This window comes from Acinetobacter wanghuae (assembly GCF_009557235.1).
In the GTDB taxonomy this organism is placed as follows: Bacteria; Pseudomonadota; Gammaproteobacteria; order Pseudomonadales; family Moraxellaceae; genus Acinetobacter; species Acinetobacter wanghuae.
This window is the reverse complement of the sequence record NZ_CP045650.1, coordinates 546,340-565,281: the sequence shown is the minus strand read 5'-3', so window position 1 is coordinate 565,281 and position 18,942 is coordinate 546,340. Positions and strand designations below refer to the sequence as shown.

Sequence of the window (18,942 nt, the reverse complement as noted above, 5' to 3'; positions counted from 1 at the left end):
ATTCTAACAGTTTTTAGACACGAGGATGAAGTATCGTTTTAATGAAAATTAGAATAGCGTGGGCAAATATAAAAAGTATAAGATAAACACATTATCAATCAGATCAAATCACTATGGCAATCGATCAAATTTGGAAGCAGCAACTCACGCTAGTGACGTATGGAAATGAATATCTCAACCAAGATTTAAGTTTCAGCCGTTGGGTGCAGCATTCTATTTTTAATCAACATCACTTTGCTTTTCGTGATTTACTTTCGCAGCATTTATTGGCGCAACATTTTCAAATTTGGCTCGAAGGCTTAAAAAAACAAGGGGTTAAACGCTTAAGCTTACATCGTTCTACCTTATTAATCGATGAACAAAACCCCAATGCCAATGTTGAACTTTTGGCTTTAGAACACTTCATTGTAAGCCATGAAGTACATAAAAAACACGCATGGATTATTGGTAAAGAATTACCCGAATGGTATAGCGCAGATAATGATTATGAAGCGCCTCAAGCACAGCAGTCCCCGCTACGTCATGAAGTCTTTTGGCGTTATGAACTGACGCCTAAATTTGCTAAACGCATTGATCATGATCTTGAGCAACCGAATTGGAAAGATATCCAAGTCTTTACACAACATGAGTTATTTGATGCACCATTTGCACGTGATTTTGTAGATCCTACGCAAATAGGTCAGCCTTACTACGGTTTAAAGTCCGCTTTAGATGTAGGTAGCAGCAATAAATTGGCACTCATGCCAACCGACTACAACGCGGATTATGCGCATGAAAGCCTGTATCGTTTTGATGCACTGCACGATTTTATTCAAGCCCAAATCCAACATCCCTATAATGATGAAGGAGAAGTGCTTAATCCTCAACAACAATTAGATTTAAGACATTTCGCTGAGAAAATTGAAGATCTACACTCAAAATTTATTGTGAAGGTCGCAAATCATTATCAAACTGCACAGATTCAAGCGCAGGCAGCAGCAGATCCCCTCGCAGGTGTGAGTACTGAAAATCGCCATACATCAGCCAAAATTGAACGCCCCAATACGTCACATACAGGAGCATCAAGTGTCATTAAACTCATTTTAATTACCATTGTGATTTGTGTGATTGGTTATTATTTTGGGCTTTAAATCTTTGCCAGAAAGGTATTCATCTCTCGGACAGATTGCAATCTAATCCATCGGATATGTTGATATTCAGGTGATTGCATTAGCTGAAGATAATGTTTTTGATTCTTGCGATGTGTCTTAATCATCCACCATACAATGGAATCTTGACTAAAAAGCTGTTTTAAACTTTCTGTATTATTTGAATTTGACCAGAGTTGCTTTTGCATCAAGCTGCGCTGTATTGCTCGTTTCACTGAACGATAGAAATTCACAGAAAAAGGTAAATCGAGCCAAATGACAGTGTCTAATTCTGCCCATTTAATGGGAATACTACGAGTATAGTTGCCATCAATCACATAACCATGTGTAGCTGAATCAATTGCCTGTTGAATCTTGGCAAAAAACGCCGCATCGGGACTTTGTTGCCAATCATCAAGCCAAAATAAATTATCCAATTCAATATAGGCAAGATTTAAGTGCCCTGCGAGCTGACGAGAAAAAGTGGATTTACCTGATGCAGATGTTCCAACCACATTGATGCGCTGCATATTCGGAGCTGATCATTATTGATGGAAGATCAATTACTGTAATAGATTTATACGGGTTGTAAGTATAAAGAACGTAAAGCTTTGCTGTGATTTTAGTCACCCTTGAATGCGCCATCTCCCTTTTATATTTTGGCGCTTTTAAATTGTATAGCAGCGTATTTTCGCCCCCTCTAAAAACTGCAATCTTGTATGAACGCTAGCTTATTGTGTCACGCTATATTTTTCTTTTGAACGTTTTTTAACAGCCATATCAGTAGTGCATATCATCTGTTTTTATGACATTAAAAAATCATAGATATAAAAAAAGACCGCTAAAAGCGGCCTTTTTTTAAGTCATAAAGACTTATGCAGCCAATGCGTCTTTCGCTTTTTGAGCGATAGCAGCAAATGCAACTGCGTCATGCATAGCGATGTCTGCAAGTACACGACGGTCGATGATTACTTGAGCTTTTTTCAAGCCAGAAATCATACGGCTGTACGATAAACCATTTAGACGCGCACCAGCATTGATACGTGCAATCCACAAAGCGCGGAATTGACGTTTCTTTTGACGACGGTCACGGTAAGCATATTGACCAGCTTTGATTACTGCTTGGAACGCTACGCGATAAACACGTGAACGAGCACCGTAGTAACCTTTAGCGCGAGCAAGAATTTTTTTGTGACGGCGATGAGCCTGTACACCACGTTTTACACGAGCCATTTATAATCTCCTTAGATGTACGGGCACATACGGCGAACTGAAGCAACGTCACTTACGTGAACCATTACACAGCCGCGTAATTGACGAATACGCTTAGCAGATTTTTTGGTCAAAATGTGGCGTTTGAACGCTTGTTTACGCTTAAAACCGTTAGCAGTCGCTTTAAAGCGTTTAGCTGCACCACGGCGAGTTTTCATCTTAGGCATAACAACCTCTTTTGAACACCTGTTCGGAACGTCTGCACCATTGCAAAAACGACCTGCAGGTAAGGGAGCGAGTATTCTAAAGCATCTTTGAGTAAAACAAAAGCACTCGGCTTTTTTATTATGGATATTCCGACTAAGTATTATTTTCGATAAAGATTGCATGATGAAATCGCAGCAGCACATAAATAACGTTCTATAATTTGCTTACTTTTTGTTTCATGCCCTGACACATGCCTATCCAATCTGATGCTTTTGCAGCGCTTCGTTATCGCGACTTTTCTATTGTCACGATTAATCAATTTTGCCTGACGTTGGCTATTTTGATTCAAGAAATTATTGTTGCCTATTCACTGTATAAAATCACGAAAGATCCACTGACCTTAGGTTTGATTGGTCTAGCCGAAGCGATTCCTTTTATTGCCCTGTCCTTGTGGGGTGGCTATTTCGCAGATCGCTTTAATAAACAGACCATTATGAAAATCTGTTTATTTTTCTGTATTCCGATGCCGCTGATTTTATGGATGCTGTTTCACCAATACGGGTTAGAGAAAATTTCTGTTACACAGCTGTCACTGGGCATTTATGCGGTGATATTCTGCTTAGGTACGATTCGTGGCTTTTATGGTCCTTCCGCAACATCACTTAAACCGTTTTTGATTCCGCGTGAGTTGTATACCAATGGCGCGACATGGACGACCATTGGTTGGCAAAGTGGTGTGATTATTGGTCCAATGCTAGGCGGCTTTATGCTGGCTTTTTTAGGGCGTGAAACCAGTCTATTTAGTGTGGTTGGCTTACTCACCGTCTGTTTTATTTTGCTGAACTTCTTAGAGAAACGTACTTTTCCAAAAATTGGAACCGACAATGTACTACGTAGTTTAGGTGATGGTTTTCGCTTTATTTGGAAAACCAAAATCGTGCTGTGGTCCATTTCACTCGATTTAGTTTCAGTCTTATTTGGTGGTGTGATTGCCTTGCTACCGATCTTTGCCGAAGATATCTTAAAGGTGGGTCCTGAAGGTTTAGGCTACTTACGTGCTGCGCCTTCGATTGGAGCTTTGCTCACCATGATTGCTTTAACGCGTTTTCCACCGACCCATCATGCATGGCGCAATATGTTATTGGCGGTAGCAGGCTTTGGTGTCTTTACCCTACTGTTCGCATTTTCAAATTCGATGTGGCTGTCCTTATTTGCCCTGACCATGACGGGTGCTTGCGACAGTATTTCGGTGGTGATTCGCCAAACCATTTTACAAATTTATCCACCTGAAAATATGCGAGGTCGTGTTGCTGCGGTCAATGGCATGTTTGTCTCAAGCAGTAATGAACTCGGTGCATTTGAATCTGGGCTGGCTGCCAAATATATGGGCACAATTATGGCGACTGTCTTTGGTGGATGTGTGACGCTCTGTGTGGTTGGCTTAAGTTGGGTTAAAACCAAAGATTTATTTAAGGTCGATATCAATAAAGCCTCCAAGCCAGAATAAGCATTTTCTACTTGCCAGTATTTCTAATTCAAGAAATACTGCGCAGGGCTTGCTCCTTCCCATTTGCATCATTTAAAAAAGATTGATTTATGAAATATGCTCTCAGCTTTGCACTCTTGACCTGTTTACCTTGCATTGCAGTCACCACCTATGCTGAACCATCACAAAAACTCCCAGCACATCAAATTCAAGTGGCAGCAGCACATCTAACCACCCGCATTGAATGGCAAAAATTCCCGCAATTAAACTATAACAACCACGATTTAAAAGATTCGCCACGTTCTGCCGTCGTCAAAGTTCAATCAGACGAACAAGGACAGATTCGCTCAGCACATATTCAAGACAGCACAGGTCTGCAAGCACTCGATACGATGTTACTCAATGCGGTAAAAGCGTCTCGGGTAAAACCACACATAAGTAATGGCATGACTGTGCCGATTATTGGTTATCAAGTATTTAACTTTAAATTGACGACAGATGCGGAAGACCTTTGCCAATATCCATTTGCTTCTAAACAATGGCAGTCACAGCAAAAAGAGAAGCAAACAGATTTCAAATATCTGAGCCAACCTATTTTAACGATTGATCCAGATGACTTAACTACACGTGCCCGTACTGTAAAATTTAAAATTCACACAGATAAACAACACCGTATTGATGAAGTTAAAATCCTCAAAAGTTCAGGCATTAGTACGATTGATCAAGCCCTTATCCATGAGCTAAAGGGAACCAAAATTGCCACCAAACGCTTAGCAAAAACGCTATGGCTATATAAACCAAGCAGTTTTAAAGATGAAATGCAATTCAAGACAGATTTTTGTACGTCTTAATACCGCACGATTGAATCAAAAAAGCAGCGCTAAAAATAGCGCTGCTTTTTAATTTATTTTTAAAAGCCGACATCAAAATACATTGATAAAAATAAGATAGACACAGAGATAACGCCCCGTCTTAGCAAGCGTCACCATCAGCAAAAATTTAAAAAATTTTTCTTTCATCAAACCTGCGATAAAAGTGATTGGATCACCAATAATCGGCACCCAACTGAGTAACAATGACCAAAAACCATATTTTTGATAGGTTTTTTGCGCTTGTACAAGCTTATGCTCGGACACTGGAAACCATTTTTTACTTTTGAAAACTTCAATCTTCAGCCCGAGATACCAATTGATACACGAACCCAAAATATTTCCCAAACTGGCAATAAAAATCAGCAACCACGCAGCATGAACGTCTTGTGCCAATAATGCTAAAAGTACTGCTTCAGATTGCAACGGCAATAATGTCGCTGCACCGAGTGCTGAGATAAATAATAGCAATACGCTCATGTGAAGCGCATTATTTTAAGCCGAGCTTATTCTTGGTTTTTGTATATTCAACACTTGACCAAACGAGCATGATGATAATGATTGCAATACGTGCCCAATGATAAAGCTGTGCAACCGGCTCAATAGCAGCGCCTAACACACCTTGATCGCGGGTATTTAAGGCATCGACGATCTGTTGAATATGCACAATTTCGGCAATAAACAACACCAAACATGCGACCACACCTGCAATAATGCTCCAATACACTTTAGGATTGGCTTCAACAATACGGGTTGAATTGAGAAAAAATGATTTCATAACCTGTTCCAATAAAAAACCACCCGAAGGCGGTTTATTCAATTTCGAATATCTTAGCACAAAGTCGTGTTAAGGCTTGACCATGATCTCCAGTGCTTTTTGTACCGCAGGACGCGCATTGATACGTTGCATATATTTTTCTACTTCTGGATAGTCGGCTAAATCAATGCCTTGCCATTCATAGCGTAATACCCAAGGGAAAATTGCCATATCTGCAATCGAATATTCACCCGCGACATAATCTTGCCCAACCAATTGCTTATTCAGCACGCCATACAAGCGCTTGGTTTCTTCCACATAGCGGTTGGTTGCGTAAGGAATTCGCTCAGGTGCAAAACGACTAAAATGATGATTTTGTCCTAACATTGGACCGAAACCACCCATTTGCCACATCAGCCATTGTTCCACTTGAATGCAGTCAATCTCATCATTTGGATAAAACTGCCCTGTTTTACGACCCAAATATTGTAAAATTGCACCCGATTCAAAAATCGAAATTGCCTCATGATTGGGCCCATCTTGGTCCACAATCGCAGGAATCTTATTGTTCGGTGAAATGGCTAAAAAATCAGGCTGAAATTGATCATTGGCTAAAATATTAATGGGAATAATCTGATAATCAAGCCCCATTTCTTCAAGAGCAATACTGATTTTAAGACCGTTTGGTGTTCCCCAATAATAAAGATCAATCATTGTTTTTTATACTCAATAAAGCCATTTTGGCGATGCACTGACACCTTAGTTTATTTTACTTAAAACAACAAGCGAAAAAAATCCAACTAAAATAAACTTATTTTTATCAAAACCTTATAACAAAATATCAAAAATATTTTTACTTTTTTCTTGAAAAATAGTCAACTCAACATATATCTATTTTGCATAAGGATTGACACAATCTTATACACTGTCGATGTTTAACATGACAGATCTGATTTTCTTGTTTTTATAACTTTGCTTAATTTGAGAGAGTTCTAATCATGAGTAACTTAAATCTTCATCCATTATTCCGTCGTAGTATCGGTTTCGATCGCTTAAATGATTTTATTGATTATGCAATGCAAAGCGACGCACCCAATTATCCACCGTATAACATCGAAAAGACAGCTGAGAATAGCTATCGTATTGTTGTTGCAACCGCAGGTTTCTTGCAAAATGAATTATTGATTCATTTAGAAAACCAGCTGCTCACAATTGAAGGTAAACCTGAATCTATTAGTGAAGAAACAGTTGAATATTTGCATAAAGGCATTGCACGTCGTTCATTTAAGCTGTCTTTACGTTTAGATGAACATATTGAAGTGCAGCATGCAAATTATGAAAATGGTTTATTGACCATTGAATTGCAACGTATCGTGCCAGAAGAAAAATTGCCGCGTCAGATTCCAATTGGTCAAAAAGCCATGTTGGAAAATCAGCAAACGTCTGAAAAAACCATCAATGCAGAATAAGCCTTAAAAGTAAAAGAAAGACCCATTCGGGTCTTTCTTTTTTCATCTAAACATCGTTATCACTTAATGTTTAGCGCTAAAAAAAGCCCTGCAATTGCAGGGCTTTTTTGATCAATGGATGCTTACTTTTTACGTTTAGGTCCAAGTAGCATACCCATTTGACGACCTTCCATTTTTGGTGTTTGTTCAACAACACCAAATTCAACTACGTCAGCTTCAATTTTTTGCAATTGAGCAAGACCCAGTTGTTGGTGAGCCATCTCACGACCACGGAAACGAAGGGTGATTTTGACTTTGTTGCCTTCTTCAAGGAACTTGACAATTGAACGTAGTTTTACGTTGTAATCACCAACATCAGTACCAGGGCGTAGCTTGATTTCTTTCACCTGTACTTGATGTTGTTTTTTCTTCGCTTCTTTCTGCTTTTGCTTAAGATCAAACAAATGCTTATTGAAGTCCATGATTTTACACACAGGTGGCTCAGCATTAGCAACGATCTCTACAAGATCAAGCTCAACGCTTTCTGCAGCGCGTAATGCATCTGCAAGAGCTACAATACCTTTTTGCTCACCATTTTCGTCTACAAGACGGACTTCTTTCGCACGAATTTCATCATTCAAGGCAGGACGGTTTGATTTGTTACCGCCCTGTTGATTACGGTCAGGCTGTTTAATCGCTGTTACTCCACAATGTACCGGCCGCGTTCGGCTACGGCTGCTTTTACTAAGTCAACGAAAGCATCGATTGACATAGTACCCAAATTTTTGCCAGAGCGGGTACGTACGTTGACAGTACCTTCCTCTACTTCGCGGTCCCCAAGTACCAATAAGTAAGGAATACGCTCTAATGTACGTTCACGAATCTTAAAGCCGATTTTCTCATTTCTCAAGTCAGAAATTGCACGAATACCGCTTTCTTTAAGTTTTGCGACGACTGACTCACACGCTTCTGCTTGTGAATCTGTAATATTCATTACACACGCTTGTGTTGGTGCAAGCCAAGGTGGCATGAAACCAGCGTAGTGTTCGATTAGTATACCAATAAATCGCTCGAAACTACCAAGAATTGCACGATGTAACATAACGGGTTGATCACGATCGTTATCTTCGGTTACATATGAGGCATCTAGGCGTTCAGGCAAGTTAAAATCACACTGAATTGTACCGCATTGCCATACACGACCTAAGCAATCTTTCAATGAGAATTCAATCTTAGGACCGTAGAATGCGCCCTCACCCGGTTGAAGTTCCCATTCAAGACCTGCAGCATCTAAAGCATCCGCTAAAGATTTTTCTGCCATGTCCCAAAGTTTGTCATCACCCACACGTTTTTCAGGGCGAGTCGACAATTTCATTTGTACTTCTTCGAAGCCAAAGTCTTTGTATACGTCTAGTGTCAATTTGATAAAGTCTGCAACTTCAGAACCAATTTGTTCTTTGGTACAGAAAATATGCGCATCATCTTGGGTAAAGCCACGCACACGCATAATACCGTGTAAAGAACCTGATGGTTCGTTACGGTGACATGAACCAAACTCTGCCAGACGTACAGGAAGATCGCGGTACGATTTTAAACCTTGGTTGAACACTTGTACGTGACAAGGACAGTTCATTGGTTTAACGGCATAGTTACGGTTTTCAGAATGCGTGGTGAACATGTTATCTGCATAGTTTGCAGCATGTCCTGATTTTTCCCAAAGCGAGAAATCAACCACTTGCGGCGTACGGATTTCTTCGTAGCCATTCGCTTGCTGAACTTTACGCATGTATTGTTCTAATACTTGGTAAATTGTCCAACCGTTCGGATGCCAGAACACCATCCCCGGTGCTTCTTCTTGCATGTGGAACAAGTCTAACGCTTTACCAATTTTACGGTGATCGCGTTTTTCAGCTTCTTCAATACGTTTTACATACGCTGCAAGCTGTTTCTTGTCTGCCCACGCTGTACCGTAAATACGTTGTAATTGTTCATTTTTTGCATCACCACGCCAGTAAGCGCCTGACATTTTAGTCAGTTTGAATGCTTTTAAGAATTTTGTGTTGGGTACGTGCGGACCACGGCACATATCCAAATAGTCTTGATGGTAGTACAAGCCCATTTCTGTTTCTTCAGGCATGTCTGCGATCAAGCGTAATTTATAGTCTTCGCCACGTTTCGTGAACTCAGCAATCACTTCATCACGCGGTGTCATTTTTTTGATGACATCGTAGTCTTGATCGATAAGCTTTTTCATGCGCGCTTCAATCGCAGCCATATCTTCAGGTGTGAATGGCTTTTCACTGAAGATATCGTAATAGAAACCATCTTCAATGACAGGACCAATTACCATTTTTGCTTCAGGGAACAATTGCTTCACCGCGTGACCTACAAGGTGCGCGCACGAGTGACGGATGATATGTACACCATCTTCATCTTTAGGCGTGATAATTTGTAGGGTTGCGTCTTCAGTGATTAAGTCAGATGCATCAACGAGTTGACCGTTAACACGACCTGCAACTGTATTTTTTGCAAGACCAGGACCGATGCTAAGCGCAACGTCCATCACAGATACGGCTTGATCAAATTGTTTTTGATCGCCATTTGGCAAAGTGATAATTGGCATAAGAAATCCTTAAGGAGTGATGCCCCGTACAATAGAGCATGTCACCGCGAGATTATGATCGAGGCACAGCCTCAAAAATATAAAAACGGCGGATAAATAAAATCGATACGAATTTTACACGTCTTAAGCCTTTTAATAAACCGTTAATCCTATTTCCTTCATCTATAGCGCAATTCGCTGAAAATATAAGCCGTTACATTTTTCGGCAGAAAATCCCTGCATTTCATATTATGTTGATGAATACGCTTTATACAAATAAAAAAATGTCCATTAATTTTCGCCCACCCACATGATGACAGGCAGGCATTATGACAACACAAGCCCTTCTTTCTTTCTCATCTCTTGAACCTTTAAAACCGACTTACGCCTTAGCAGCCAATGTTGACCTGATTGTCCTTCGCCTACCCGATGACGACCCCGAACAAGTCATCGTGATGTATGGTCGCTGTCAGCACCGTGGTGCATTGATGTCAGATGCGCATATTCAAGGCGATAAAATTGTCTGCGGTTTACATGGCTCGCATTACATTTATAAAACTGGCATTAACCCCCGTTATCTGAATAAAAACTTACAAAAGTTTAAAGCGTGGATTGAGCATGACCAAGTCATGGTCGATGTCGAAGAAATTACCGCATGGGAACAACGTAATCCGCAGCAATATAACCGCGAACGCTACCAAGGTTTATATGCTGACTCGCAGCCCGCGCCTGAAGAACCGCATAATCGTTTCATTTTAGATTTAGCACGTCATGGATTGAAAAATGTCGGTCACCATGGTCCAACTGCGGCAATGGGCGTGCCTTTCGACAAACTACCAAAATGGGAAGATATCCAACTGGTCACAGCACAGCTCTGGAAAGTACCGCTACTTGATGATGCTGCTGTAGCAACCAAAGTGGTGATTGGACCAAATGCCAAAAAACCATTAGTACTCGATATTCCCCTATTTGTTTCAGATATGAGTTTTGGTGCATTGTCACAAGAAGCGAAAACTGCTCTTGCTATGGGTGCTGAAATGGTGGGCACAGGCATTTGTTCAGGTGAAGGTGGCATGTTAGATGATGAACAAGCCTCCAACTCACGTTACTTCTATGAACTCGCTTCAGGTCGTTTCGGTTTTGATATCGAGAAAGTCAAAAAATGCCAAGCATTTCATTTCAAAGGGGGACAAGCTGCCAAAACCGGTACAGGTGGACATTTACCCGGGCATAAAGTGGTGGGGAAAATTGCTGAAGTGCGTAACTTGCCTGAAGGTGAAGCAGCCATTTCCCCTGCCACATTCCCTGATTGGACGGAACTGTCGCAGTACAAAGAATTTGCAAATTATATCCGTGAACAAACAGGCGGCATCCCCATTGGTTTTAAGCTTTCCGCGCAACATATCGAAAAAGATATTGATGCCGCGCTTGCCATTGGAGTCGACTACATTATTTTAGATGGTCGTGGTGGCGGTACAGGTGCTGCACCGACCTTGTTCCGTGACAATATCTCTGTACCTACGATTCCTGCTTTAGCGCGTGCACGTCGCCATTTAGATCGTCTCGGACGGCGTGACGTAAGTCTTGTGATTACCGGTGGTTTACGCGTGCCTGCTGACTTTATTAAAGCATTGGCATTAGGTGCAGATGCGATTGCCGTGTCCAATTCAGCCATGCAAGCGATTGGTTGCTTAGGCATGCGTGCTTGCCAAACCAATGACTGCCCTGTTGGGGTTGCTACACAGCAAGATCATTTACGCCGACGTTTAGAAATTGAAAAATCAGCACAACAACTTGCCAATTTCTTCAATGCTTCGGTTGAACTCATGCAAGTCATGGCGCGTGCATGCGGGCATGATCATTTGAGTAAATTCAGTATTAATGATTTGACCACGTGGAAACGTGAGATGAGTGAACTCACAGGCATTCAACACGGTGGGGTTGAATAAATTGAGTCAGGCAGCTTTTATCTAAGACTGCCTATTTACAAATTTTCATTGGCAGGAGATGACAAATATAGATGTAAAACCCAAGGGTTCAGTTTTATTGAGCATACAAATAAAAATATGAATAATTTTAAATACTTGGTGATTACTACAAAGAATGTACTCGACCAAAGGATAAATGCAGTTTTTCACAGATCTGCTATTTCTTATTCAATTTATAACAAATAAAGACGAGGATGCTATGGTTAGCCCTTATGATGAATTGCCACGGACACCGGCGAATTTTGTTGCGCTTTCACCTTTACGCTATTTAGAACGTGCGGCTTATATTTACCCTGACCAAGCTGCCATTATTCACGGTCAGCGTAAAATCACGTGGCGTGAGACCTATCAGCGTTGCCGCCAATTTGCCTCTCAATTACAAAACTTAGGCATTCGCAAAAACGATACGGTTTCTGTCCTTTTGCCTAATATTCCGGCCATGATCGAAGCACACTTTGCCATCCCTATGGCGGGTGCCGTGCTAAACACGTTAAACACACGCCTTGATGCAAAAACCATTGCATTTATGCTCGAGCATGCTGAAAGTAAAGTCCTATTGGTCGATCCTGAATTTGCCGATTTAGCCAAAGAAGCGCTTGCATTGATTGATCAAGAAATTTATGTGATTGATGTTGCAGATGCCGAATTTGATGGCGTGAGCAACACCATTGGTCAAGTCGAATATGAAGCTTGGTTACAAGGTGGCGATGGCTCTTTTGACTGGCAACTCCCACAAGATGAATGGGATGCCATTAGCTTAAGTTACACCTCAGGCACAACAGGCAGTCCAAAAGGCGTGGTTTATCATCATCGTGGTGCTTATATTAACGCTGCTAGTAATATCATTGCTTGTGGTATGCGTCCGCGTGCGACTTACTTATGGACATTACCGCTATTCCATTGCAATGGGTGGTGTTTTGCGTGGACGATGGCAGCCAATGGCGGCACGAACGTTTGCTTAAGAAAAGTTGACCCTGAACTGATCTTTGCTTTAATTGCAGAGCATAAAGTGGATTATTTCTGCGGTGCACCGATTGTCTTGTCTATGCTGATCAATCTCCCTCAAGATAAAAAAGCCCAGTTTGATCATCCTGTCGAAGTAATGGTGGCGGGTGCTGCACCTCCTGCTGCAATTATTGAAGGCATGCGTAATACCGGTATTAATGTGACCCATGTGTATGGATTGACAGAAACCTATGGTCCATCTGCTCTCTGTGCTTCGCAAGCAGGCTGGTCTGATTTGTCTATTCAGGAACAAGCGCAACTGCATTCGCGTCAAGGTGTCCCTTATCCACTACAAGATGGCATGAAAGTGCTTGACCCAGACAGCATGCAAGAAGTTCCACACGATGGTCAAACCATGGGCGAGATTATGTTCCGTGGCAATATTGTCATGAAAGGTTATCTTAAAAACCCTGAAGCGACTGCTGAGGCCTTTGCGGGTGGATGGTTCCACACCGGTGACTTGGCGGTTTGCCAACCTGATGGTTATGCCAAAATTACCGATCGCTCTAAAGATGTGATTATTTCTGGTGGTGAAAATATTTCATCGCTTGAAGTGGAAGAAGTGCTGTATCAACACCCTGCTATTTTAACGGCTGCGGTGGTGGCAAAACCTGATCCTCGTTGGCAAGAAGTTCCTTGTGCTTTTATTGAGTTAAAAGCAGGACAACACGCGACTGAAGATGAAATTATTGCATTTTGCCGTCAACATCTTGCGCGCTTTAAAGTACCGAAAGATGTTGTGATTACCGAAATTCCAAAAACGTCGACTGGCAAATTACAGAAATTTGTTTTGCGTGAATGGGCAAAAGAACGTGCTGAATGCGAATTCAGTTAAAAAGTTGAAATCTTAAACAGAAAAAAGCATCCATAACGGATGCTTTTTTTAATGCTTGAAATGAGTGATCAAGTTAGATTTTTTAACTTATGACTGCAACACAATTAGTCTTCAGGATACTCAAAACGATATCCTACGCCATACACTGCTTGAATCCATTCATGACGATTCCCTGTTTCCGCAGCGTCAGAAATCTTACGGCGTAAGTTTTTAATATGGCTGTCAATGACGCGGTCAGCGACATCAAAACTGTCAGGGTTAATATGATCAAGCAATTGCGCACGTGAATAGACCTGACCGACATGTTCTAAGAACAATTCCAATAAACGGAATTCAGTTGGGGTCAAATTTAAAGCTTTTTGTTGATACCAAATGCGTTGCTGTGATTTATCCATACGGAATAAATCATTATTTTCTGGTTCAGCTTTTCGATCTAAACGGCGCAACACCGCTTGTACACGTGCCACCAATTCTCTCGGGCTAAATGGTTTACAGATATAATCATCTGCGCCCATATTGAGACCTAAAACACGGTCGATTTCTTCAGTACGTGCAGTGACCATGATGATGGGTAAATCTGACTGCTCACGGACTTTACGGCAAATGGTTAAGCCATCCATACGCGGCACCATTAAGTCTAAAATCATCAGACTTGGCTTACGCTGGGTAAAGCTATTGTAAGCTTCTTGACCATCATGAAACATACTGACTTCAAAACCAGCCGCTTCTAAATAATCTCGTACTAATTGTGCAAGTTCAACTTCATCTTCAACCAGCATGATATGTTTCATGAATCTATTTCCTTATGCTTTCATTTGTTTTGGAAAGGTCAATTTGCAACGTAAGCCACCCAGTGGTGAATGTGCAAATGTCAGTTGACCACCCAAGCTTTCAGTAATTTTACACGATAATGCCAAACCAAGTCCTGTACCACCTGTGGCACGGGTACGTGAATCATCAACACGGTAGAAGCGCTCACCAATACGTGCAAGCTGTTCATCCGTTAAGCCAAATGGACTGTCATCCACATACAGTGTCCAAGACTGTTCATCTTGTTCAGTATGAATATTCACCTGACCACCAGCTTCGGTATAACGAATACTATTGCTGAGCAAATTCGCCACAATTTGCTTAAAGCGATCTAAGTCTAAACTTAAGCTTGTTCCCTCACCCGATGCAGTGACCGTTAAATCAGCTTGTGCAAAATTGGCTTGGAAGTTCATCAATTCATATTGCACGATATCCCAAGGATTGACCGTGGTGTAATACATTTGCAATTGCTGTGCATCGACTTGTGCTAACGCTGCTAAATCTTGAGTAAGCTTTTTAAGACTAGTCACTTGACCAAGCATTGAAGCAAAATGTTCAGGCGTTGGTTTACGGATCCCATCTTGCATCGCTTCAATCTGCGCCTGTAAGACCGCAAGTGGCGTTTTCAGCTCATGCGATGTATCGGCAACCCATTGACGACGTGACGTTTCATGTTGATCCAAAATGGTAGCTAAGGCATTCACTTCATTGGACAAATCACCCAATTCATCATTTCGGTTTACTTTAACCTGATACTGATAATTACCTTGAGTCAGTTCACGTGTGCCTTTTAACAAACGTTGAATGGGCTTTTTAAAATAAGTCGCCAATAATAATGCCGCAATTAAACTTGAGAAGAAACTTAAGCTATACACCAAAAACAAATAACGTTTTTGATTACTAAAGAAATTAATACTGAGCGCATCATCTTGATCTATGACGGGTTTTAAACCCAAATAACCGACAATTTTTTGATCCACCATAATCGGACGATACGATACTTGGTCTTTAATTGGCTCACCGACAATAAAGCGACGTTCAACATCATATAAAGACAAACGTGAGCTGAGACCTAAACGATCTGGCATTTGAATAAACTGTTTTTTCCCGGCAGCAGGCATATCGTTGACGTTCACATTGCCATTTTCATTCTTATTACGATCTGTTCGAAATAAGTTTTGATTTGAACTGAGTGGGAATTTCAAACCATCAAAGGGCTGAAATTGGGAAGGCAGATTGAGCGCTAAAATACGTAATTCTTCTTCATTCACTTCGCGCTGTACAGGATCTGATTCCACCAATGCCGGTGCAACGCTTGCTAAAGTATGTTCCTGAAAATAACGTTGCTGTAAGGCAATATCATACTGACGACGTAACCACCAACGTGATAAACGGTCATAGTCATCTGGTGCAGCTTCGCCTTCAATTTGCAGAATCTGCGCCTGAATAGCATTGCCCCAATCGTCATAAACCTGATACACCTCGGCTAAATTTTCAATTACATGATCAAGCTTTTGCATTTCAACATCGGCAACATACTTGGTAAAGTTACGTTGCATATTCAAATGCAAAACACCAACGCTGACTGTCGTAATCACAAGCGTGGTAAACAGCACGGTCAGAAAGAGTCGTAATGCAATCGGAATGCGGCGAATGTTCAAATGCAGGATCTCAATTTTTCTTGTCTATAGCTTATTGTAGCGAACAAGGAATCAAAAAACTCTTCATTGTTTCTACATCATTATTATTTATTCTTTATTCATCGAAAAATGTATACCCACAGGATATTAAAAATGAAAGCAATGCTAAAAATTGCCTTAGTCGGTACAAGTGTGTTGAGTATCGGTGCCTTGACTGCATGTCAATCGACCAATAACGTTCAAAGCCCTGATCAAGCGCATATGATGAAACATCATGCTGATAAACAACATCACAAAGATCATCGCCTAACACCTGAACAACGTGAAAAATTTGCGGCTGCACGTCAACAACGTGCAGAACTCAATAAACAAATTCGCCAAGCGTGTGACAACAAAGCGGTAGGTTCAAGCGTTGAAATTAAGTCGGGTGATAAAACCCTTGCTGGCACATGTGCAATTCATTTTAAAGCTGACCCAAAAGCATTAAAAGCAAAACATGATGAAGCACGTGCCAAAGGCGAACATCGCCCAATGGCAAAAGAAGGTCGCACATTTACAGCGGTAAACCGTGGTGAACCTTTGACAGACGCTCAGCGTGCTGAACTCACCAAGAAATATGACGAACGTCTAGCAAAACGCCAAGCACAGCAAAAAGCGATGCTTCAAGCGTGCCAAGGTAAAACAGATGGCGCAGTCGCGCAACTTAAAGTCGGTGAGCAAAGCATTGATGGCAAATGCCATGTCCGCTTCCAACCGAAACCTGCTGTTGTTGCAACATCAACTGCTAGCAAATAATTTTAAGTTTATATAAAAAAGGCACTCATTTGAGTGCCTTTTTTATTGGACATCACTGGTTACGTTTTTTGACCATTCGTGTCATTTATTTCTCCATAAAACCGTTTACACTCAAGACATTTGACGGTTTCACTGTATTTATCTTTGACTTTACAGTCACCAACAATTTACCCTTAAATGCTTGTGCCTTCAGGGAAGATGTAGCACGATTAGACCCATTCCAATACGTGTCAATGAAGATACGTTTTATTGTTTATTTAGGATTATAACGCTGGTAGAAACCAGTATTGAGGAAACAGCTATGCCACAATACAAAGCGCCTTTACGTGATATGCAGTTTGTTCTTCATGAACTTTTAAATGCTGAACAACATTATGCAAATCTCCCTGCATTTGCTGAAACAGTCAGTCGTGAATTGGTCGATCAGTATTTAGAAGCTGCGGCTGACTTCTGTGAAAATGAACTTTCTCCTTTAAACCAAGTGGGCGACCGTGAAGGTTGTACTTGGAATGATGGCGTTGTAACCACACCAACAGGCTTTAAAGAAGCGTACCAAAAATACATTGAGCTTGGCTTCCCTTCTTTGTCTGCTGAAGAGCAATACGGCGGTCAAGGCTTACCAAACTCTTTAGGTATTACCATTTCTGAAATGGTTGGTACTGCAAACTGGGCGTGGGGTATGTACCCTGGTCTTTCTCATGGCGCAGTCCGTACTTTAGAACACCACGGTTCTCAAGAACAAAAAGATGCTTACTTGCCTAAATTGGTTTCAGGTGAGTGGACAGGTACCATGTGTTTAACAGAATCTCATGCAGGTTCTGACCTTGGCATTATCCGTACTAAAGCTGAACCACAAGCAGACGGTAGTTATGCAATCTCTGGCGAGAAAATCTTTATCTCTGCTGGTGAACACGATATGGCTGAGAACATTATCCATATTGTTCTTGCACGTCTTCCGGGTGCGCCAAAAGGCACCAAAGGTATTTCACTATTCATCGTACCGAAATTCAACCTGACTGCAGATGGTTCTGTAGGCGAACGCAATGGCGTACGTTGTGGTTCAATCGAACACAAAATGGGAATTCACGGGAACGCGACTTGTGTGATCAACTTTGATAATGCAAAAGGTTTCTTGATTGGCCCTGAAAACCGTGGTCTAAACTGCATGTTCACTTTCATGAACACGGCACGTATTGGTACAGCGGTGCAAGGTTTATCAGCAGCTGAGTCATCATTCCAAGGTGCGTTGGCATATGCTAAAGACCGTTTAGCAATGCGTTCATTGTCTGGTCCTAAAGCACCAGAAAAAGAAGCAGATCCAATTATTGTGCATCCAGCCGTTCGTAATATGCTTTTAACTCAAAAAGCATATGCAGAAGGTGGTCGTGCATTGGTTTACTTGCTTGCGCAATACGCCGACGTAGTTGAACAAGGTGCGTCTGAAGAAGAACGTAAATTTGCTGACAATATCTTGTCATTGCTTACTCCAATTGGTAAAGCATTCTTAACTGAAACAGGTTCGGAAGCTGCAAAACACGGTGTTCAAGTGTTCGGCGGTCATGGCTTTATTTCTGAGCATGGCATGGAACAAATTGTACGTGATACACGTATCGCTTGCTTGTACGAAGGCACAACTGAAATTCAAGCACTTGATTTACTCGGTCGTAAAGTATTGGGCACACAAGGTGCAATGCTGAAAGACTTCACTAAAATCATTCATAAATTTAATGAAGCCAATAAAGACAATGCTGCAATGAAAGAATTCGTTGAGCCATTGGCGGCATTAAACAAAGAATGGGGTGACCTCACCATGCAAATTGGTATGCGTGCAATGCAAAACCCTGAAGAAGTAGGTGCGGCTGCAGTCGATTACCTATACTTCTCTGGTTATGTGACACTTGCTTACCTATGGGCGCGTATGGCGTTAGTGGCTCAAGAGAAACTTGCAGAAGGCACAACCGATGTTGACTTCTACAACGCGAAAGTGACCACTGCTCGCTTCTACTTCAAAAAAATCTTGCCACGTGTTCGCTCACATGTTGATGTGATCGCAACTGGTTTAGAACCATTAATGACATTAGATGCTGAACATTTCGCATTCTAAGTTGATGTTGTTTTAAATGAATCAAGAGAAAAAGGACGGTCATGTTATAGACAGTCC

18 protein-coding genes are annotated in these 18,942 nt (G+C 41.4%); 8 read left to right on the top strand and 10 right to left on the bottom strand.

All coding sequences use genetic code 11. The annotated features are described in order from the left end of the window. Positions 1-113: 113 nt before the first annotated feature. A complete protein-coding gene (locus tag GFH30_RS02585; RefSeq protein ID WP_153370764.1) occupies positions 114-1,130 on the top strand; it encodes a hypothetical protein in 1,017 nt (338 codons plus the stop codon). On the opposite strand, the gene GFH30_RS02580 is transcribed toward GFH30_RS02585, so the two are convergent. From GFH30_RS02580 to rpmI, 3 genes are all read right to left on the bottom strand, one after another. Further along, entirely contained in the window at positions 1,127-1,657 is a 531-nt protein-coding gene (locus tag GFH30_RS02580; protein ID WP_153370763.1) for a P-loop NTPase family protein, read from the bottom strand. The two genes, GFH30_RS02585 and GFH30_RS02580, sit on opposite strands and share 4 nt — an antisense overlap. A 343-nt stretch (positions 1,658-2,000) precedes the next feature. After that, positions 2,001-2,360, bottom strand: coding sequence for a 50S ribosomal protein L20 (gene rplT, locus GFH30_RS02575; protein ID WP_153370762.1), 360 nt, complete (start codon positions 2,358-2,360; stop codon positions 2,001-2,003). An 11-nt stretch (positions 2,361-2,371) separates the two neighbouring features. Beyond that, entirely contained in the window at positions 2,372-2,566 is a 195-nt protein-coding gene (rpmI, locus tag GFH30_RS02570) for a 50S ribosomal protein L35 (protein WP_004278281.1), read from the bottom strand. A gap of 230 nt (positions 2,567-2,796) precedes the next feature. On the opposite strand from rpmI, the gene GFH30_RS02565 reads away from it, so the two are divergent. Continuing rightward, positions 2,797-4,053, top strand: a complete 1,257-nt coding sequence (locus tag GFH30_RS02565) for an MFS transporter (RefSeq protein ID WP_153370761.1) — start codon at positions 2,797-2,799, stop codon at positions 4,051-4,053. Positions 4,054-4,142: 89 nt separating this feature from the next. After that, on the top strand, positions 4,143-4,883 hold the full coding sequence (locus GFH30_RS02560) for an energy transducer TonB family protein (protein ID WP_153370760.1): 741 nt from the start codon (positions 4,143-4,145) through the stop codon (positions 4,881-4,883). Between the two features lie 72 nt (positions 4,884-4,955). On the opposite strand, the gene GFH30_RS02555 is transcribed toward GFH30_RS02560, so the two are convergent. From GFH30_RS02555 to GFH30_RS02545, 3 genes are all read right to left on the bottom strand, one after another. Further along, on the bottom strand, positions 4,956-5,381 hold the full coding sequence (locus tag GFH30_RS02555; protein ID WP_153370759.1) for a YqaA family protein: 426 nt from the start codon (positions 5,379-5,381) through the stop codon (positions 4,956-4,958). A 10-nt stretch (positions 5,382-5,391) separates the two neighbouring features. Beyond that, positions 5,392-5,679, bottom strand: a complete 288-nt coding sequence (locus GFH30_RS02550) for a hypothetical protein (RefSeq protein ID WP_153370758.1) — start codon at positions 5,677-5,679, stop codon at positions 5,392-5,394. Between the two features lie 69 nt (positions 5,680-5,748). Further along, on the bottom strand, positions 5,749-6,372 hold the full coding sequence (locus GFH30_RS02545) for a glutathione S-transferase family protein (RefSeq protein ID WP_153370757.1): 624 nt from the start codon (positions 6,370-6,372) through the stop codon (positions 5,749-5,751). Between the two features lie 284 nt (positions 6,373-6,656). Here GFH30_RS02545 and GFH30_RS02540 point away from each other — a divergent pair, with 284 nt between their 5' ends. Continuing rightward, a complete protein-coding gene (locus GFH30_RS02540) occupies positions 6,657-7,127 on the top strand; it encodes an Hsp20 family protein (RefSeq protein ID WP_153370756.1) in 471 nt (156 codons plus the stop codon). 122 nt (positions 7,128-7,249) lie between these two features. Here the strand turns inward: GFH30_RS02540 and infC are convergent, their stop codons facing one another. After that, the gene (gene infC / locus GFH30_RS02535) at positions 7,250-7,801 is read right to left on the bottom strand and encodes a translation initiation factor IF-3 (protein WP_153370755.1); all 552 of its coding nucleotides are present in this window, start codon (positions 7,799-7,801) and stop codon (positions 7,250-7,252) included. A 5-nt stretch (positions 7,802-7,806) separates the two neighbouring features. After that, positions 7,807-9,729, bottom strand: coding sequence for a threonine--tRNA ligase (gene thrS / locus GFH30_RS02530; protein ID WP_153370754.1), 1,923 nt, complete (start codon positions 9,727-9,729; stop codon positions 7,807-7,809). Positions 9,730-10,037: 308 nt separating this feature from the next. Between thrS and GFH30_RS02525 the strand changes: the two genes are divergently transcribed. After that, the gene (locus GFH30_RS02525; RefSeq protein WP_153370753.1) at positions 10,038-11,657 is read left to right on the top strand and encodes a glutamate synthase-related protein; all 1,620 of its coding nucleotides are present in this window, start codon (positions 10,038-10,040) and stop codon (positions 11,655-11,657) included. Between the two features lie 238 nt (positions 11,658-11,895). Further along, on the top strand, positions 11,896-13,536 hold the full coding sequence (locus GFH30_RS02520; RefSeq protein WP_153370752.1) for an acyl-CoA synthetase: 1,641 nt from the start codon (positions 11,896-11,898) through the stop codon (positions 13,534-13,536). Between the two features lie 104 nt (positions 13,537-13,640). Here the strand turns inward: GFH30_RS02520 and GFH30_RS02515 are convergent, their stop codons facing one another. Then, positions 13,641-14,327 (bottom strand): response regulator, encoded by a 687-nt coding sequence (locus GFH30_RS02515; protein ID WP_153370751.1) that lies wholly within the window; start codon positions 14,325-14,327, stop codon positions 13,641-13,643. A gap of 12 nt (positions 14,328-14,339) precedes the next feature. Continuing rightward, positions 14,340-16,007 (bottom strand): sensor histidine kinase efflux regulator BaeS, encoded by a 1,668-nt coding sequence (baeS, locus tag GFH30_RS02510; RefSeq protein ID WP_153370750.1) that lies wholly within the window; start codon positions 16,005-16,007, stop codon positions 14,340-14,342. 132 nt (positions 16,008-16,139) lie between these two features. Between baeS and GFH30_RS02505 the strand changes: the two genes are divergently transcribed. Together GFH30_RS02505 and GFH30_RS02500 are read left to right on the top strand one after the other, a co-directional pair. Beyond that, positions 16,140-16,781, top strand: coding sequence for a hypothetical protein (locus GFH30_RS02505; RefSeq protein WP_153370749.1), 642 nt, complete (start codon positions 16,140-16,142; stop codon positions 16,779-16,781). A 301-nt stretch (positions 16,782-17,082) separates the two neighbouring features. Then, positions 17,083-18,885: an acyl-CoA dehydrogenase C-terminal domain-containing protein gene (locus GFH30_RS02500; protein WP_153370748.1), complete on the top strand. Its 1,803-nt coding sequence runs from the start codon at positions 17,083-17,085 to the stop codon at positions 18,883-18,885. Positions 18,886-18,942 lie beyond the last annotated feature (57 nt).

What these genes read in the sequence shown, in the direction of transcription:
- GFH30_RS02585 (WP_153370764.1), top strand. Translation starts at nt 114, where the DNA reads ATGGCAATCGATCAAATTTGGAAGCAGCAACTCACGCTAGTGACGTAT.
- GFH30_RS02580 (WP_153370763.1), bottom strand. Translation starts at nt 1,657, where the DNA reads ATGCAGCGCATCAATGTGGTTGGAACATCTGCATCAGGTAAATCCACT.
- rplT (WP_153370762.1), bottom strand. Translation starts at nt 2,360, where the DNA reads ATGGCTCGTGTAAAACGTGGTGTACAGGCTCATCGCCGTCACAAAAAA.
- rpmI (WP_004278281.1), bottom strand. Translation starts at nt 2,566, where the DNA reads ATGCCTAAGATGAAAACTCGCCGTGGTGCAGCTAAACGCTTTAAAGCG.
- GFH30_RS02565 (WP_153370761.1), top strand. Translation starts at nt 2,797, where the DNA reads ATGCCTATCCAATCTGATGCTTTTGCAGCGCTTCGTTATCGCGACTTT.
- GFH30_RS02560 (WP_153370760.1), top strand. Translation starts at nt 4,143, where the DNA reads ATGAAATATGCTCTCAGCTTTGCACTCTTGACCTGTTTACCTTGCATT.
- GFH30_RS02555 (WP_153370759.1), bottom strand. Translation starts at nt 5,381, where the DNA reads ATGAGCGTATTGCTATTATTTATCTCAGCACTCGGTGCAGCGACATTA.
- GFH30_RS02550 (WP_153370758.1), bottom strand. Translation starts at nt 5,679, where the DNA reads ATGAAATCATTTTTTCTCAATTCAACCCGTATTGTTGAAGCCAATCCT.
- GFH30_RS02545 (WP_153370757.1), bottom strand. Translation starts at nt 6,372, where the DNA reads ATGATTGATCTTTATTATTGGGGAACACCAAACGGTCTTAAAATCAGT.
- GFH30_RS02540 (WP_153370756.1), top strand. Translation starts at nt 6,657, where the DNA reads ATGAGTAACTTAAATCTTCATCCATTATTCCGTCGTAGTATCGGTTTC.
- thrS (WP_153370754.1), bottom strand. Translation starts at nt 9,729, where the DNA reads ATGCCAATTATCACTTTGCCAAATGGCGATCAAAAACAATTTGATCAA.
- GFH30_RS02525 (WP_153370753.1), top strand. Translation starts at nt 10,038, where the DNA reads ATGACAACACAAGCCCTTCTTTCTTTCTCATCTCTTGAACCTTTAAAA.
- GFH30_RS02520 (WP_153370752.1), top strand. Translation starts at nt 11,896, where the DNA reads ATGGTTAGCCCTTATGATGAATTGCCACGGACACCGGCGAATTTTGTT.
- GFH30_RS02515 (WP_153370751.1), bottom strand. Translation starts at nt 14,327, where the DNA reads ATGAAACATATCATGCTGGTTGAAGATGAAGTTGAACTTGCACAATTA.
- GFH30_RS02505 (WP_153370749.1), top strand. Translation starts at nt 16,140, where the DNA reads ATGAAAGCAATGCTAAAAATTGCCTTAGTCGGTACAAGTGTGTTGAGT.
- GFH30_RS02500 (WP_153370748.1), top strand. Translation starts at nt 17,083, where the DNA reads ATGCCACAATACAAAGCGCCTTTACGTGATATGCAGTTTGTTCTTCAT.